Raw genomic sequence first — 15,116 nt, 5'->3', positions numbered from 1 at the left:
AATTCGTATGCATTATTACTATATGCATCATTTCCAGAGTCAAGGGCGAGCAAAGGCATGGCGTGCGATTCAGTGCGGGGTCAGGCCGCCATCGACGAAAAGTTCCGCGCCGGTGACATAGGAGGCTGCATCCGATGCCAGGAAGGCGACGACCGCGCCGACTTCCCGCGCCTCGCCCATGCGCCCCATCGGGATTGCGTCACGCAGGGCCTGTACTTCCGGCAAGTCCGCCTTGCTGTCGTTGCCCAACAGCATGTCGGTCGCATGCGGGCCGGGATGGACGGAATTGACCCGAATGGCTGTGCCGGTCTGAGCCAGATGGATGGCGGCGGATTTGGTCATGTTCGCCAGCGCTGCTTTGGTCGCAGCATAGGATGTAGTGATTGCGCTGACGCGGCGAGTTGAATTGGACGATATGTTGACGATCGCCCCGCCACCGCTGGCCTTCATTGCCGGGATCGCTGCCTGCATGCCGCGAAAGGCACCGAGCAGGTTGATGTCTAGGATAGTTTGGAAATCCGCGACTGTAAGATCCTCCACGGTGGCCGCCGTGGCAATGCCGGCATTGTTGACGAGGATATGAAGTCCGCCAAAGGCCTGAACCGTGGCGTCGACCGCTGCTGCCCATGCGGTTTCGTCGCGTACATCGAGTTGGACGAACTGCGCGGCGTGGCCGGCGGCGCGCAACTCCGCAGCGGTTTCCTCGCCGCGATCGACCAGCAGGTCGCCTATCATCACTTGACCGCCCGCCTCGCAGATCGCCCAGGCGCTCGCCGCACCAAGGCCGCGCGCTGCGCCGGAAATGAGGGCAGCCTTCCCCGTCAGACTGGGGCTGTTGGTGCGTTGCATATCCTCTCCTTGATCCGGCGTTCGATCGATTTTCTTTGCCGAAATGAAATGCTAGCATATGGTATGAATGATAACCAGTGATGATGACCGCATTTCAGGAGAGAGACTATGGCGCGCAAACCCGTGGGCCGGCTGAACCAGATCGCTTATATGGTGCCCAATCTTGACGCGGCGATCGACTGGTGGACGCAGGTGATGGGTGTCGGCCCCTTCTTCGTCTTCCCCGGCTTCGACATGGTGCGGTCCGACTATCGCGGTGCGGACCAGAAGGTGGAATTTGGCGCGGCCGTCAGCTTTTCCGGCGATCTGATGGTCGAACTGATCGAGCCGCGCGGCCCCTCCATCTTTCAGGAATTTCTCGATGCCGGTCGGCAGGGCGTACATCATCTGTGCGCCTTTGCCGATGATATGGCGGCGACGCAGGCCTGGGTCGACAGCGTCGGTGGAAAACGCTTGCAGGGCGCGGCGTTCGGCGACGGATCGGAAATCGCCTATTTCGCAATGACCGATGATGAATCGATCATCCTGGAAGTCGGCGTGTTGCAACCGCAGGTGATTGGCCTGTTCGATGCGATCCGGGCGGCAGCGGCGAACTGGGACGGGGAAAGCCGTTTGTTCGATCCCACAGCCGTATAAGAGGGGTGACAGGCAATATAATATGCATTAGTACGATATGTATATAATCATATATCGGAGAGGCGCGCTGACGTGAGCAATGCACAATATCTCTGGAGCGCGGCCATGGGCTTGCGGACGCAGGTCCGGCCCAAGGTGGAGGATAGCGCCGCGCTGGGCGCGCTCGACAATGGCATTCGCATCCTTACAGCCGTGGCCAACGCGCTGGAGCCGGAGGCGGGACGAATTCCGGCGCATTTCTACACTTTCCCGACAGCGGATACCGATCGGCAGGGCGGTCCGGCCGAGAATGCCGCCGCCTATCGCGATACGGGCGCGGCGATTGCTGATGCGGCAGAACGGCTGTCGACTGGTGCGCCCCTGTCGGGTCTTGGCGATGCGATCCGCTGGGAAAAGTCGTTGCTAGATAGCGCGATCGCCCGGATGGATGCGGTCGAGAGGGCGCTCCCCCCGGCGGTAGAGGCGGATGATCAAGCGATCGATCCGGCGCGTCTGCAAGCTTATCTGCGCCGCCAACCGGGTTGCGAAGGGGCGGAGCTTTCCGCCTTCCGCCTGATCGTGGGCGGCCGATCGCGTCAGACGGCGATCTTCTCGGTTTCGGGCGCGGACACCTTGCCCGCGCATATGGTCATCCAGCGCGGCATTCCCGGGCAGGCAGGCAGCGCCGCCTTCCTTAGTGAAATCGCGCAATATCGGCTGCTGACGCAATTGCATGCCGTCGGCATGCGCGTGCCGCGTCCGTTACTGGTGGAGGAAGATGCGGCGTGGCTGGACGCGCCCTTCCTGCTGGTCGAGCGGGTCGAGGGCGCGCCGGTGCAGCCCGATTACTGGCTGCCGGCGGAAAGCGAGCAGATCGTCCTGAGTCTGGCGCGGGAAATGGCATTGCTCCACAGCCAGCCGGTGGAGAGCGTGGGCGAAGGGCTACGACAGGCGCGCGAGCGCTATGACATTGACGGCTGGCGTGCCGAGTTGGAGCAACTGGCGGCGCAGTGGGAGGGCGCGGCGCATTGGCCGTCCGTCACCATGTCGGCGGTCATCGCCTGGCTGCGGGAGAATGTCGACTGTCTCGATGACCGGCGCGCCATCGTCCATAACGACATGGTATTTCACAATATATTGGCGGACGGAGATCAGATCACGGCGGTACTGGACTGGGAGCAGGCGGCGATCGGCCACCCCGGCGAGGATCTGGGCTATTGCTATCCGGTCGTCATCGCCGTCACCGACTGGAGCCGCTTCATGGACGCCTATCGCGTGGCTGGCGGGGCGGATATTCCGCAGCGCCAGATCGATTATTTCGCCCTGCGCGCGGGACTGCGACTGATGCATCTGGTCATGCATGGCGGTCGCGATTCCTTCGAAAAGGGATTGAGCGACGATATATTGGTCGCCAGCGCCGGCGCGCATTTCACGCAGAGGTTGCTGCATCGTATCGCCGTGATCCTCGCGTCGGTGCTGGAGCGCGACGCATGAGCGAGGCCATCCGCCCTTTCACCCTGTCGATCGGGGAGGATGTTCTGGATGACCTGCGCGACCGCCTCGACAGGACACGCTGGCCGGAACGCGAAACCGTCGTCGACTGGAGTCAGGGTGTGCCGACCGACCGATTGCGTGCGCTGGTCGATCATTGGCGCCACGGCTATGACTGGCGCCGGTGCGAGGTGATGCTGAATAGCTTTGGCCAGTATAAGACGCGGATCGATGGCCTCGACATTCATTTTCTGCATATCCGGTCGCCCAATCCTGACGCGATGCCGCTGCTGCTGACCCATGGCTGGCCGGGATCGGTGATCGAATTTCACAAGGTGATCGGGCCGTTAAGCGATCCGGCGGCGCATGGCGGCAATGCGGCCGATGCCTTTCACCTGATCGTGCCGTCGCTGCCGGGCTATGGTTTTTCCGACAAGCCAGCGGAAACGGGATGGGGGGTGGAGCGGATCGCGCGCGCTTGGGCGGAACTGATGCGGCGGCTGGGCTATGACCGCTATGTTGCGCAGGGCGGCGATTGGGGATCGGCGGTCACGGTGTCGCTGGGCGTTCAGGCGCCGCCGGGCCTTGTCGGCGTGCATTTCAACATGCTTTCCATCCGGCCGGAGCATGTGTCAGAGCATCCCGATGCGCTGGAACAGGCGGCGATCGATGCTCTCGACTATTTCGGCAATGTCGAGTCCGCTTATGCCCGTCTTCAGGCCACGCGGCCGCAGACGATCGGCTATGCGCTCGCCGACTCCCCAGTTGCGCAGGCCGCGTGGATTTATGAGAAGTTGCGAGGATGGAGTGATTGCGGTGGCGAGCCGGAAACGATCTTCACTCGCGACGAGATGCTCGACAATATCATGCTCTACTGGTTGCCCGGTAATGGCGTGTCATCGGCCCGCCTCTATTGGGAAAGCATGGGCAGTTTTCGGCCGACGAAGATCGACCTGCCGCTGGGCTATAGCCAGTTCCCGCGTGAGATCATGGCACCGCCGCGCCATTGGGCGGAGCAGGTGTTCAGCAATATCATTCATTGGAACGAACTGGAAAAGGGCGGTCATTTTGCCGCCTTTGAGCAGCCAGGCCTTTTCGTTGGGGAGGTGCGGGACTGCTTCCGCGGCTTGCGATAACGCCATGATGATATCCATCCAAATTCTTATCATATGGGCGATTATGATAAGCATGCATGAATATTCCGCGTGCATAGCGCGCCGGCTTGCGTCATGATGACCGTGGCGCAACGCTAATGTGCGTCCAGACGAAGTTGTACAGATGAAACATGGAGATCAGGCCGCCGTTGCGGTGGCGATATCGGAACAGCAGGCTGGCGCGCAGCCCTTCACCTTCGGCTATCTGGTGCACGACGTGTCGCGCGTTCGGCGCGTGGTCATGGACATGGCCATGCGTCCCTATGACATCACGCGATCGCAATGGTCGGTGCTGACGACGCTGGCACGTGGCGGCAATGACGGGATGATGCAGGTCGATCTGGCCCGGTTGATGGAAGTGGGCAAGGTGACGGTGGGTGGACTGATCGACCGGTTGGAGGCATCCGGCCATGTCGAGCGGCGTCCCGATGCGACCGACCGGCGAGTGAAGCGCGTCTTCATAACCGAAAAGGGGCATGGCGTCGTCAAGCTGATGGTGGAGGTCGCCTCGACCATGAACCAGCGCATTCTGGCCGGCCTGTCGCCGGAGGAAGTTGCGATGTGCGAACAGGTGTTGGGGCGTGTGAAGAAGAATCTGAAGACCATCCTGGCCGAAAATGGCGGTGTGAACGGATCGGGCGATATCAATGTCGAGGGTCTGGACGACTGACCAGCACGAGAGAGGATGTCTGAATGTTTTTCTTCGTTTTGGCCCCTGATAAGCCGGGCATGCTGGAACAGCGTCTGGTGCACAGGCCGGCGCATGTCGATTATTGGGTCGGGCAGGGCAATGCGCTGAAGGTCGCAGGCGCGATGCTGGAATCCGATGCGTCGGACGCTGCGCCGATCGGCAGTTCCTTCCTGATCGAGGCCGAGGATGAAGCGGCAGTACGCGCGTTGATCGCCGCTGATCCCTTCACGATCGAGGGGATTTTCGGCGACGAAGTGACGGTGCAACCGGTGCGGCCGGCGCTGGGCGTGTGGCGGCCCGCCTGATCGAGGCGGGCCTTTCGTCTCAATCCTCGCCGATATAGACCAGCATCTTGCCGCTATTGGTGCCGGCGAACAGCGCCTCCAGCGTCGGCAGGATGCGCTCCATGCCCGTTTCCACGCTTTCGTCATGCTTCAACTGACCGGCCAGCAGCATCTCGGTCAGGCGCTCGATCGCGGCGGGGAAGCGATCCACATGGTCGAATATGACGAAGCCGGTCCAGGTCAGCGCCCGCATCAGGATTTCGCGTTCGTTGCGCAGGCCCGTGGGCGCAGGGTTCCAACTGGAGGTAGCGGCGGTGCCGCACTGGACGATCCGGCCGAAGCGGGCCATGGCGCGGATCGCGCTGTCCAATATCGTGCCGCCCGTATTGTCGAAATAGGTGTCGAAACCCTGCGGACGCGCGGCGGCCAGCGTTTCAGCCAGATCGCCGACCTTGTAATTATAGGCGGCGTGATAGCCATAATCGGCGATGCAGCGCGTGATCTTGTCCTCGCTGCCGGTAAGGCCCACGACATGGGCGCCAGCTTGGCGCGCGATCTGGCCGACGACGCTGCCCACCGTGCCGGCGGCGGTCGACACGAGGACAGACTGGCCTTCGCGGGGCGGGGCGATGTCGTGCAAGGCTAGCCAGGCCGTGACCCCGGGCATGCCCAGCACCCCGGCATAGGCGGGCAATGGCGCGCGCGGGTCTGCAATATGCGAAAGCAGGTCGGCGCGGCTGGCAGTGGCATAGTCCTGCCACCGGAAAAAGCCGTAGACGACGTCCCCTGTCCGGATGTTGGGATCGCGGCTGTCGATCACCACGCCGATGGCCAGCGACCGCATGGGCGCGTCGAGCGGCGTCAGCGCCGGATTGGCGGCCCAGCCGCGTTGGACCGGGTCGGCCGACAGATAGAGATTGCGGACGAGGAAGCTGCCATCCTGCGGCGCAGCGATCGGCGCTTCGCGTAGCGCGAAGTCGGCGGGACGGGGCGTGCCCTTTGGCCGCTGCGCCAGCACCATCTGCCGGTTGGTGCGGGGCGTCGTGAAACTGGGCATATCGGTCCGCAAGGGAAACTCCTGTACTGGCATTGGGGTGACTAGCGTCGCCCCGGCGCGTCGGCCGGATCGTCGCTGAGATAACGGTTGAGCGTCTGGTGCAGATGCCGGATGCGGACTTCCTGATAGGCGGAATAGAGGATGTCGGCGTCGCCGCCATCGCGCAGCCCCTGCTGGCACATGCGCAGGCCGGTCACATCCTGATCATAGATTTCACCCAGCCAGGGTGGCAATATGCCGGCGCCCGCGAAACTGTCTGCCTCGCCCAGATCGACAAGCTCGACTTCGGGAATATAGCCATCCGCCGGTTTGGGCTTGAAGATCATGAATTCGAAGGTCGCCCGGTTCGGATCGCCCCGTACCGGCAGGAAGCGGTAGACATAGGGATAGCCGAGCGAGCGGAACAGGATGATGTTGGGGAAGAGGGAATATTGGATGGCGTCGGCCGCCTCCGCGTCCGATAGGGTCGAATAATCCACCCCGTCCGCCGCGCTCATCGCCGCGCGCATGCCGGCGGCCATATAATGGCGCGCTTTCGTTCCAGCCTCCAGTTCGGGCACCTGCGCGCCGACGAAGACGGCGGAGAGGGCGGCATCCAATATCTGCTGTTCCGACAATTGAACGGGCAACTGGTCGCTCATCACCCCGGTCGGTTCCAGAAAGCGGCTGACATGGGGATCGTCCGGCCAGACGTCATATTGGGTGCTGGCATCGCCGCCGAAGGGCAGGGCCTGTGCATGGATGCCGGCCAGATGATAGGATTCGACGAACCCTTCGATACAGGTTTTCCAGTTGGCGTCGATCGTCTTGCGCATGACCGTCGCCAGATAGCGGTCGCCATAGGACCAGTCGGCGAAATGGGCGGGCAGATGGCCCAGATAATCCTGTAGCGGCGGGGCCGCCGGATCGCGGTTGATGAACACGAAGCCTTGCCAGCGTTCGACCCGCGCTTCGGGCAGGTTCATGGCGTCATCCTGCATGTCCGGGAAATCCCAGCGCGCAGGCACATGGGCCAGTTTTCCGTCCAGATTCCAGGTGAAGCCATGGAAGGGGCAGGTGAGCTTGCGCACACTGCTGTCTTCGGCGCACAGGCGCATGCCCCGATGCAGGCAGCTATTGTAGAAGGCCCTGATGTCGTCCGGGCCGCTACGCATGATGATCAGCGATGCGCCGGGGCTTTCGTATAGCACATAGTCGCCGACTTCGGGAATCTGCTCCTCCCGGCAGGCGAATTGCCAGACGCGGGGCCATAGCCGCTCCATTTCCAGCGCGGCAAAATCGGCGCTGCGATACTGGTTGCGCGGTACATGCGCGACCGGAATGTCGACTTCGGAATATTCGCGCAAGACGGGAGGCGCCGCGACCGGATCGTCGGCGATCACCTGTTGAAACAGGGGGGCTGGACTGTCCCGATAGTCGGGCGCGAACTGGCTCTGCTGGCCCATTTTTCTCTCCTGACATGCCGATGGGGCGCTGCGCCTTCATGGGCGGTCTTATGTCACCGCAGGATAGGTCGAAGCGCCGCCAAGTCAATATGGTATGCTAGAATATCATATGAAGGCTGGCCTTGTTGAAAAATGATTGCTAGCGTATCATGTGATTGCAAACAATATGAAGCCAGATGGCGCTGTGGGAGATGATGGGGATGGACCTGGGCAAGATTGAAACCATGGCGATCGATCCGATCGTCCAGCCTTATGACAAGCGCGACACGATCGTCTTCGCACTTGGCCTGGGCTATGGCGCCGATCCGCTCGATGAAGGCGAACTGCCCTTCGTCTATGAAAAGGATCTTCGCTCCCTGCCAGCCTATGCCAATATCTTGTGCCATCCGGGCTTCTGGGCGCAAGATCCGCAATTCGGCATCGACTGGGTGAAGATTCTGCACGCAGAACAGGATCTGGTCATGCACAGCCCATTGCCGGCCGTTGGCGCTGTACGTGGCGAATATCGCGTTGCCGGGGTGGAGGACAAGGGCGAGGGACGTGGCGCGCTGCTCCATCAGGTCAAGCAACTTTATGATGATGCGGATGGCACCCATCTGGCGACGGTCCGCTCCACCCTGTTCCTGCGCGGCAATGGGGGCGAAGGCGGCTTTGGTGACGCGATGCCAGTGGCTGCACCGGTACCGGATCGCGCGCCCGACCGGGTCGTGGAGATCGCGACATTGCCCCGACAGGCGCTGATCTATCGATTGAGCGGTGACTGGAACCCGCTCCATGCTGATCCGGCGATCGCCCGCAAGGCTGGCTTTGATAAGCCCATCCTGCATGGGCTGTGCACGAAGGGGCTGGCCAATCGGGCTATCCTGTCCACCTATTGCGACAATAACGTCGCCCGCTTCAAATCCATGTTCGTGCGCTTCAGCAAGCCTGTGATGCCCGGCGAGACGATCCGCATCGAGTTTTTCGAGGAAGGCGAAGGGCAATTGCGCTTCCGGGCCATTGCCGTGGAACGCGACATCGTGGTGCTCGACCGTTGCTCTGCCACGGTGGCGTAAAGCAGGGATGCCGACGATGCGCTGTCTGATCCTTTATTATTCGATGACCGGGCAGGCGGAGAAGGCCGCCACGCAGGCGGCACGTGCGGCCGTTGAAGCCGGGTGGGATGCGACATTGTGCCGCATCGGCATGAGCGATCCGGCGGATGCGCTGGCGCGTCCGATGAACATTGCCGCGTCGAAGAAATGGACGCAGGGCGCGCAGAAGGGGATAATGGTGCCGATCGCCTTCGATCCGCCCGATGCCCCGGATGCGCGCTATGACGCCGTCCTGTTGTTCAGCAATACCTGGGGCGATAACCCATCCGTGCCGATTCGCTCCTTTCTGGAAAGTGATCAGGCGAAGGCGTTGTTCGCCGGGACGCCGGTCGGGGTGTATATCGTCTGTCGGCGGCTGTGGCAGAATAACCTGCGGATCGTGCGGGAACTGGTGGAGCAGGCCGGTGGCCATGTGCTGGCGGGGGAGGCGTTCATGCATCCGGGCGGACAATGGGGCAGCCTGATCCAGACCATCACCTATCTATATCGCACCGATAGCGGCCGGACGCATTTTCTGGGATTTCCCTTGCCGCGTTATGGCCTGTCGGATGAGGCTATGGCACGCATTCCCGGCTTCACCGGCGCATTGTTGGCACCGGCCGCGACCAATCAGGAAGGCAAGGCATGACGGATCTGGAACTGGAGCGAGTCGTTCCGCTGACGGGCGGGCATAATTTCCGCGATCTGGGGGGGTATCCAACCATTGACGGGCGCACCGTTGCGCGCGGGCTGGTCTATCGTTCTGGAACCATGGCGGAATTGAGCGACGAAGATCATGCGATGCTCGACGTGATCGGGCTGAAAGTCATTTGCGATTTCCGGTCTTCACAGGAGCGCGACCGGCGGCCATCGCGGCTGCCGGCCATGGCCAGTTACGAGATATGGGCGCGCGATCATCAGACCAGCGCCGGCGATGTCACGATGGCGCTGCAAAAGCCGGGAGCGACGGCCGATACCGCGCGTGCCTATATCTTGGAGGCGTATTGTGATCTGGCCTATGAGCAGGCACCCTCTTATCGCGAGCTGTTCTTGCGGATCGCGCAGGGCCCGTTGCCGCTGGTCTTTCATTGTGCGGCGGGCAAGGACCGCACTGGTATAGCGGCGGCGCTGTTGCTCGACCTGTTGGGCGTGTCCCGTGACATAATCGCGCAGGATTACGCCCTGACTGACCGCTTCTTCGCGCGGGGCTGCGAACTGGTGGCGAAGGACCCGTTCGGTGCAAAACTGAAGGGGATCGATCCGGCTGTATGGGAGCCGATCATGCGGGCTGATCCCAGCTATCTGGCTGCAATGTTTGAAACGGTCGAGCAGCGCCATGGATCGGCGCAGGGTTTCCTGCGCGAAGAACTGGGGCTGGGCGATGATATTCTTGAGGCCATTCGTGCCCGGTTACTGGAGTGACCGGGCCGGCTGGCACCTTCTGATTTATGAGGCCTGATCCATGAAATGCCTGCGGATCATGGCCCGCTGGACCTTGCCCGATGCGGTGCGGGGCAGCGGAACACCCGTCTCGATCCGGCGCGGGATCTTGTAGGCGGCCAGCGATTTGCGGGCAAAGGCGATGACTTCCTCGGCATCTACGTCATGGCCGGGCCGCAATTCCAGCGCGGCGGTGACGCCCTCGCCCCATTTGGGATGGGGAAGGCCGAACACGGCGCAATCCAATATGGCCGGATGATCGCGTAGGACCGATTCCACTTCGGCCGGATAGACATTCTCGCCGCCTGACACGATCATGTCCTTGATCCGGTCGGTCAGAAACAGATAACCATGATCGTCCAGCTTGCCGCCATCGCCCGATCGGTACCAGCCGTCGATCAGCGCATCGGCCGTCGCTTCGGGCTTGTTCCAATATTCCATCAGCAGGCTGGGCCCCTTGACCCAGATTTCACCCGGCATGTTGGTTTGCAGCAATTGCGCATCCGGCCCGCGAATGGCGATGCTGAAGCCGGGCAACGGGCGTCCGACCGATCGCAGCAGATTGGGATTGCTGGCATCATGCTCGTCCGGTCCCAGGATCGCCATAGTGCCCGTCACTTCGGTCATGCCATAATATTGCAGGAAGCGGCAGCCGATCCGGTCGACCGACCGTTCCAGCAGGGCCGGGTCCATGGACGCCGCGCCATAATGGATGCCGCGCAATGTCGGCACGCGAACACCGCGCGCGTCCATTTCACCGATCAATGCCCTAACGAGCGTCGGGACGATGAAGGTGCGGGTGATGCCATGCGCCAGGCAGTTGTCCAGAATGACCGCTGGGCTGGTATCGGCGATGACATGGGCGGTCGCCCCCCGCACCAGTGCGGTGCAGACCCAGGACATGCCGCCGATATGAAAAGATGGCAAAGGCGACAACAGGATTTCGTCATCGCCCCAGTCGGCGAAGAAGCCGGAGATATTTTCGATATGCCGGGCGCTACCGAAAGCATATTGCGATGTGACCACGCCCTTGGGCCGACCGGTCGTGCCGCTGGTGTAAAGTTGCAGGCACGGGGCATGCGGGTCGAGTGGGATGCGTTCTGCGGCGCGCGCTGCATGGATTCGGGCGCGCAGCCCATCGGGGCCTTCCTGATCGACGATCAGCACAGGCAGGCCCTGGGAATTGGCTTCCCCGATCAGGTCCAGGAAGGCGCTGTCCGCGATGATGAGCGACACGGCCGAATCATCAATGACATAACGAGTTTCGGGTGCGGTATTGCGCCAGTTGACGGGGACCATGACGGCGCCCGCCCGGATGGCCGCGATCAGCAGGACGAAGAACAGGTCGCTGTTTTTGCCCATATAGGCAAGGCGGCCGCCTTCTCCGATCCCATGGTCGGCGAGCAAGGTCACGGCGGCATTCACGCCGCGATCGAGTTGCGCATAGGTCCAGTGATGTGGGCCGAAGATCAGGGCCGGCTTGTCAGGCGTGATCGCCGCGTAAATATTGGGATATTCCGACGGCAGGATCATGCCGCTATCGTCCAGCGTCGGCCCCTCGGCAAAGGCATAGCCTGCTGCGACACCGGCATGCGGGACGGCAATGTCAGAAAGCGACATTGTCTCCCCCCTTCGTCTGCATCATCTCCCGTGCTTCGGCAGGTGTCGCGACGCTGAGGCTCAGTTCCTCCAGAACCCGGCGAATCTTGGCCACCTGAACGGCGTTGGATGTCGCCATCAGGCCCTTGCCCGCATAGAGGCTGTCTTCCAGCCCGACGCGAACCGAACCGCCCAGCAGAGCCGAAAGGGTGACGAGGCGCATCTGATGCTTGCCCGCCGCGAGCGCGGAGAAGATATAATCCTCGCCGAACAACCGGTCTGCGGTCGATTTCATGTGCATCACATTTTCCGGGTCCGGGCCGAGCCCGCCCAATATGCCGAACACGCCCTGAATGAAGAAGGGTGGCTTCAACATCCCGCGATCGACGAAATGCGCCAGATTGTAGAGATGTCCGACATCATAGCATTCGAATTCGTAGCGGGTGCCCTGGTCCGACAATTCGGTCATGGCCCGTTCGATCTGGGCGAAGGTGTTGGACAGGATGAAATCCTTCGTCATGTCCAGATAGGGTTTCTCCCAGTCATGCTGCCAATTGTCGATCTTCGCCCCGGCGCCGGAAATGTTGAAATTCACCGACCCCATATTCATCGAACAGACTTCGGGCTTGAATTTCTTGGTGGGTGCCAGCCGGTCGTCCAGGCTCATGCCCAGGCCCCCGCCGGTGGTGATGTTCAGGATCGCATCGGTCGATTGCTTGATGCGGGGCAGGAATTGCGCGAACAGGGCCGGGTCCTGCGATGGCTGACCGGTTTCCGGATTGCGGGCATGCAGATGGAGCATCGCGGCGCCGGCTTGTGCGGCGGCGATGGCATCTGCGGCGATCTGATCCGGCGTGATCGGCAGATGGGGGGACATGCTGGGCGTGTGGATCGAGCCCGTGACGGCGCAGGTGATGATGACCTTGTCGGTACGCTTCATGATCTTGTGCGGCGCCTGACACGCCTCTCCCTATGGTTTCTATGTTCGGATCGTAGCGCGATCAGATGATTTCGCCCAGAACGGTCCCCACTTCATAGGTTTCGCCGGTCTGCTTCAGGATTTTCAGCGTGCCGCTGACCGGCGCTTCAACCTCCTGAGTCGATTTGTCGCTTTCCAGCGCGAACAGCGGTTCGCCAGCCGTCACCGTGCCGCCATCGGCGACCAGCCATTCGGACAGAAGGCCTTCGTTCATCGAAAAACCAAGTTTGGGCAGAATGATTTCGGTAGCCATGAAAACCTCTCTCCAAGTTCGACATTTGTTGATTACCGTATGTATGCGACCCATGAAGTAATCTAGCGTACCGATTGCGTCCAGCGAAATTGCGTCATCAAGAGCGCGACAGTGCAAATTCGTATGCCGACGTACTATATTGACAGGCGCGCCGGTGTCAGCCACTAAATGCGGCACAAGATCCGATGGGAAGCTGGAGAGGAGCGGGTGGAACCCTGTGTTCGCGCGTCGAACCCCTGTGGCTGACATCGTTCGCCGCTGTTTCGACCAGGAGTTTCGCCATGCCGACACCGCCGATCAACGATTATCCATGGGATGGGGCCTTCCCCGACACACCCAACTGGAGCGAGAATTTCCTGCTGGCCGGGGACGATCCCAAGGCAGGCGTGGGTTTTTGGCTGCATCTTGGCCGCTGGCGCAAAGACCTGACCATGTTCCGGGAAACCACCATCGTCCGCTTGCCGGACGGCAGCGTCGTGGGCAATCGCGCGATCGGCAATGGCCGGGCCGCCAAGGACGGTCCCGGCGGGCCGCATTATGCCATCCGCATCATCGAACCGGGCCGCAAGCTGACCTATAGTTATGCAGGCGGCGTCCGGCGGGTGCCGGCCCAGTCGATGCGGGACGGGTTGGTGCTGGAAGGGCCGCGCACGCCCATGACCTATGAACTTACCTTCGAATCTGATGCGGACATCTGGGATCTGCATAAGGTCGGCGGGTTGCAGGACTTCCTGCCCGCCGGCCATATTGAGCAGATCGGGCGCGTGACCGGATGGTTGCAGGTTGGAGCGGATCGCTTTGACATCGATACGATCGCCAATCGGGACCATAGCCTGGGTCCGCGCGACAATAAGGATCTGCTCAACCATCAATGGCATCAGGGCTATTTTGAGAATGGCATCAGTTTCCTGCTGTTCGATGCGATGACGCGCAGCGACGGCAAGGTCGTGTTCTCCGAAGCCGTGGTTTATGAGGGCGACCGCCTCTATCCGGGCAAGCTGGAAATGGGCTGGCGGTGCGACGATGCCACACGCGACGAGGAGCCGATTTCGTTCAGCATCGTCTATGAAAAGGGGCGGCTGGATATCGAGACGGTCGGCTACAGCAGCAATAGCTATTCCTCGCTCACGTCGCCGAACGACCAATATGTGGGCGTGTACAAGTCCGACACGGATGAGCCCACGCTTGCCCTGCTGGAACAGTCGGTGAAGCTGCGGCTGAACGGATCGGTGCCGGGCTATGGTTGCTATGAACGCACCGTCAACGGCCGGATCATGCCGGAAGAATGACCCGCCGCCCGCCGGTTGAGCGGGGGCGACCCAATAGTTGGAGGAGGATGCGCTGATGGAATGGGGCGAGAAGAACTGGTTCATCACCGGAGCCTCCTCCGGCTTTGGCAAGGCGATCGCGCAGGTCATATTGGCGCGGGGCGGGCGGGTCATCGCCACCGCGCGCAATCCCGATACGCTGGACGATTTGAAGGCGATCGCGCCCGATCGCGTGCTGGCGGTTCAGCTGGATATTCGCGATCCGGTCGGTATGGCGGGCGCGCTGGAGCAGGCGAAGGCGTTTGGCGGTATCGATGTGCTGGTGAACAATGCCGGCTATGGATTTCTGGGCGGTGTCGAGGAAAGCAGCGACGAAGAGATTGCGACCCAGATGGACGTCAATTTCTTTGGGCCGCTTCGCCTGATTCGCGCAGCCTTGCCCGATATGCGGGCGCGGGGTTCTGGGTTTATCGTGAACATCTCGTCCATCGCGGGGGTTCGATCCTTTGCCGGATCGGCCTTCTACTCGACGTCGAAATTTGCGCTGGAGGCCTTGTCCGAAGCGCTGGTCGGAGAGGTGGATCGCTTTGGTATCGGGGTGATGATCGTCGAACCCGGCTATTTTCGCACGGATTTCTCCGGGCGCTCGCTCATGCATGCATCGGCCCCGCATCCCGACTATGATTTTCTCGCCCGGCGGCGGGCGGCCGCGTCGGCGGCCAGCGGGACGCAGATCGGCGATCCGCGCAGGGGCGCGCGTGCCATCATCGATGCCATGAATGCCCAGACGCCGCCGACCAGACTGGTGCTGGGCAGCGATGCCTATGCGATCGTCAAGGACGCGCTGGATGCCCGGCATATGGAATTGGAAGATTGGCGAACGCTGAGCGAAAGCACGGACTTTGCCGCGGACTGATC

The 15,116-nt window shown here is 61.7% G+C and carries 16 protein-coding genes; 10 read left to right on the top strand and 6 right to left on the bottom strand.

The genetic code is table 11. The features are described from left to right. Positions 1-69: 69 nt before the first annotated feature. Positions 70-849, bottom strand: coding sequence for an SDR family NAD(P)-dependent oxidoreductase (locus tag BMY84_RS09430; protein WP_093083343.1), 780 nt, complete (start codon positions 847-849; stop codon positions 70-72). 108 nt (positions 850-957) lie between these two features. On the opposite strand from BMY84_RS09430, the gene BMY84_RS09425 reads away from it, so the two are divergent. The 5 genes from BMY84_RS09425 (at position 958) to BMY84_RS09405 (ending at position 5,105) form a co-directional block, all read left to right on the top strand. Next, complete coding sequence (locus tag BMY84_RS09425; protein WP_093083342.1) at positions 958-1,485, top strand: VOC family protein; 528 nt, start codon at positions 958-960, stop codon at positions 1,483-1,485. A gap of 72 nt (positions 1,486-1,557) precedes the next feature. Continuing rightward, complete coding sequence (locus BMY84_RS09420) at positions 1,558-2,958, top strand: phosphotransferase family protein (RefSeq protein ID WP_093083340.1); 1,401 nt, start codon at positions 1,558-1,560, stop codon at positions 2,956-2,958. Next, positions 2,955-4,091, top strand: coding sequence for an epoxide hydrolase family protein (locus BMY84_RS09415; protein WP_093083339.1), 1,137 nt, complete (start codon positions 2,955-2,957; stop codon positions 4,089-4,091). The genes BMY84_RS09420 and BMY84_RS09415 overlap by 4 nt, the downstream gene beginning before the upstream one ends. A gap of 142 nt (positions 4,092-4,233) precedes the next feature. Then, positions 4,234-4,779, top strand: a complete 546-nt coding sequence (locus tag BMY84_RS09410; protein WP_093083337.1) for a MarR family winged helix-turn-helix transcriptional regulator — start codon at positions 4,234-4,236, stop codon at positions 4,777-4,779. 23 nt (positions 4,780-4,802) lie between these two features. Next, a complete protein-coding gene (locus BMY84_RS09405; protein WP_093083336.1) occupies positions 4,803-5,105 on the top strand; it encodes a YciI family protein in 303 nt (100 codons plus the stop codon). Between the two features lie 19 nt (positions 5,106-5,124). Here BMY84_RS09405 and BMY84_RS09400 read toward each other — a convergent pair whose 3' ends face one another. After that, complete coding sequence (locus BMY84_RS09400; RefSeq protein ID WP_177203963.1) at positions 5,125-6,153, bottom strand: NADP-dependent oxidoreductase; 1,029 nt, start codon at positions 6,151-6,153, stop codon at positions 5,125-5,127. A gap of 29 nt (positions 6,154-6,182) precedes the next feature. Further along, entirely contained in the window at positions 6,183-7,586 is a 1,404-nt protein-coding gene (locus BMY84_RS09395) for an aromatic ring-hydroxylating oxygenase subunit alpha (protein WP_093083332.1), read from the bottom strand. A 191-nt stretch (positions 7,587-7,777) separates the two neighbouring features. Here BMY84_RS09395 and BMY84_RS09390 point away from each other — a divergent pair, with 191 nt between their 5' ends. From BMY84_RS09390 to BMY84_RS09380, 3 genes are read left to right on the top strand one after another with little or no spacing between them, the layout of a single operon-like run. Further along, a complete protein-coding gene (locus BMY84_RS09390; RefSeq protein ID WP_218146930.1) occupies positions 7,778-8,641 on the top strand; it encodes a MaoC family dehydratase in 864 nt (287 codons plus the stop codon). A gap of 16 nt (positions 8,642-8,657) precedes the next feature. Beyond that, complete coding sequence (locus BMY84_RS09385; RefSeq protein WP_143075014.1) at positions 8,658-9,308, top strand: hypothetical protein; 651 nt, start codon at positions 8,658-8,660, stop codon at positions 9,306-9,308. Continuing rightward, positions 9,305-10,081: a tyrosine-protein phosphatase gene (locus BMY84_RS09380; protein WP_093083329.1), complete on the top strand. Its 777-nt coding sequence runs from the start codon at positions 9,305-9,307 to the stop codon at positions 10,079-10,081. The genes BMY84_RS09385 and BMY84_RS09380 overlap by 4 nt, the downstream gene beginning before the upstream one ends. A 24-nt stretch (positions 10,082-10,105) precedes the next feature. On the opposite strand, the gene BMY84_RS09375 is transcribed toward BMY84_RS09380, so the two are convergent. The 3 genes from BMY84_RS09375 to BMY84_RS09365 all read right to left on the bottom strand — a co-directional run bounded on the left by BMY84_RS09375 (position 10,106) and on the right by BMY84_RS09365 (position 12,930). Then, entirely contained in the window at positions 10,106-11,719 is a 1,614-nt protein-coding gene (locus BMY84_RS09375) for a class I adenylate-forming enzyme family protein (RefSeq protein ID WP_093083328.1), read from the bottom strand. Next, positions 11,706-12,638 carry a BKACE family enzyme gene (locus BMY84_RS09370; protein ID WP_093083326.1) on the bottom strand — a complete coding sequence of 311 codons (933 nt, stop codon included), beginning with the start codon at positions 12,636-12,638 and terminating at the stop codon, positions 11,706-11,708. The genes BMY84_RS09375 and BMY84_RS09370 overlap by 14 nt, the downstream gene beginning before the upstream one ends. A 61-nt stretch (positions 12,639-12,699) precedes the next feature. Then, on the bottom strand, positions 12,700-12,930 hold the full coding sequence (locus tag BMY84_RS09365) for a biotin/lipoyl-containing protein (RefSeq protein ID WP_093018807.1): 231 nt from the start codon (positions 12,928-12,930) through the stop codon (positions 12,700-12,702). Between the two features lie 281 nt (positions 12,931-13,211). Here BMY84_RS09365 and BMY84_RS09360 point away from each other — a divergent pair, with 281 nt between their 5' ends. Both BMY84_RS09360 and BMY84_RS09355 read left to right on the top strand, forming a co-directional pair. Beyond that, a complete protein-coding gene (locus tag BMY84_RS09360) occupies positions 13,212-14,219 on the top strand; it encodes a hypothetical protein (RefSeq protein WP_093083325.1) in 1,008 nt (335 codons plus the stop codon). 55 nt (positions 14,220-14,274) lie between these two features. Next, positions 14,275-15,114: an oxidoreductase gene (locus BMY84_RS09355; protein WP_093083323.1), complete on the top strand. Its 840-nt coding sequence runs from the start codon at positions 14,275-14,277 to the stop codon at positions 15,112-15,114. The last annotated feature ends 2 nt before the right edge of the window (positions 15,115-15,116 follow it).

The organism is Sphingobium sp. AP50 (assembly GCF_900109095.1).
In the GTDB taxonomy this organism is placed as follows: Bacteria; Pseudomonadota; Alphaproteobacteria; order Sphingomonadales; family Sphingomonadaceae; genus Sphingobium.
The sequence above is the reverse complement of the archived record's forward strand: the minus strand, read 5'-3'. Positions and strand labels throughout refer to the sequence as shown.

What these genes read in the sequence shown, in the direction of transcription:
- BMY84_RS09430 (WP_093083343.1), bottom strand. Translation starts at nt 849, where the DNA reads ATGCAACGCACCAACAGCCCCAGTCTGACGGGGAAGGCTGCCCTCATT.
- BMY84_RS09425 (WP_093083342.1), top strand. Translation starts at nt 958, where the DNA reads ATGGCGCGCAAACCCGTGGGCCGGCTGAACCAGATCGCTTATATGGTG.
- BMY84_RS09415 (WP_093083339.1), top strand. Translation starts at nt 2,955, where the DNA reads ATGAGCGAGGCCATCCGCCCTTTCACCCTGTCGATCGGGGAGGATGTT.
- BMY84_RS09410 (WP_093083337.1), top strand. Translation starts at nt 4,234, where the DNA reads ATGAAACATGGAGATCAGGCCGCCGTTGCGGTGGCGATATCGGAACAG.
- BMY84_RS09405 (WP_093083336.1), top strand. Translation starts at nt 4,803, where the DNA reads ATGTTTTTCTTCGTTTTGGCCCCTGATAAGCCGGGCATGCTGGAACAG.
- BMY84_RS09395 (WP_093083332.1), bottom strand. Translation starts at nt 7,586, where the DNA reads ATGGGCCAGCAGAGCCAGTTCGCGCCCGACTATCGGGACAGTCCAGCC.
- BMY84_RS09390 (WP_218146930.1), top strand. Translation starts at nt 7,778, where the DNA reads ATGATGGGGATGGACCTGGGCAAGATTGAAACCATGGCGATCGATCCG.
- BMY84_RS09385 (WP_143075014.1), top strand. Translation starts at nt 8,658, where the DNA reads ATGCGCTGTCTGATCCTTTATTATTCGATGACCGGGCAGGCGGAGAAG.
- BMY84_RS09380 (WP_093083329.1), top strand. Translation starts at nt 9,305, where the DNA reads ATGACGGATCTGGAACTGGAGCGAGTCGTTCCGCTGACGGGCGGGCAT.
- BMY84_RS09375 (WP_093083328.1), bottom strand. Translation starts at nt 11,719, where the DNA reads ATGTCGCTTTCTGACATTGCCGTCCCGCATGCCGGTGTCGCAGCAGGC.
- BMY84_RS09370 (WP_093083326.1), bottom strand. Translation starts at nt 12,638, where the DNA reads ATGAAGCGTACCGACAAGGTCATCATCACCTGCGCCGTCACGGGCTCG.
- BMY84_RS09365 (WP_093018807.1), bottom strand. Translation starts at nt 12,930, where the DNA reads ATGGCTACCGAAATCATTCTGCCCAAACTTGGTTTTTCGATGAACGAA.
- BMY84_RS09360 (WP_093083325.1), top strand. Translation starts at nt 13,212, where the DNA reads ATGCCGACACCGCCGATCAACGATTATCCATGGGATGGGGCCTTCCCC.
- BMY84_RS09355 (WP_093083323.1), top strand. Translation starts at nt 14,275, where the DNA reads ATGGAATGGGGCGAGAAGAACTGGTTCATCACCGGAGCCTCCTCCGGC.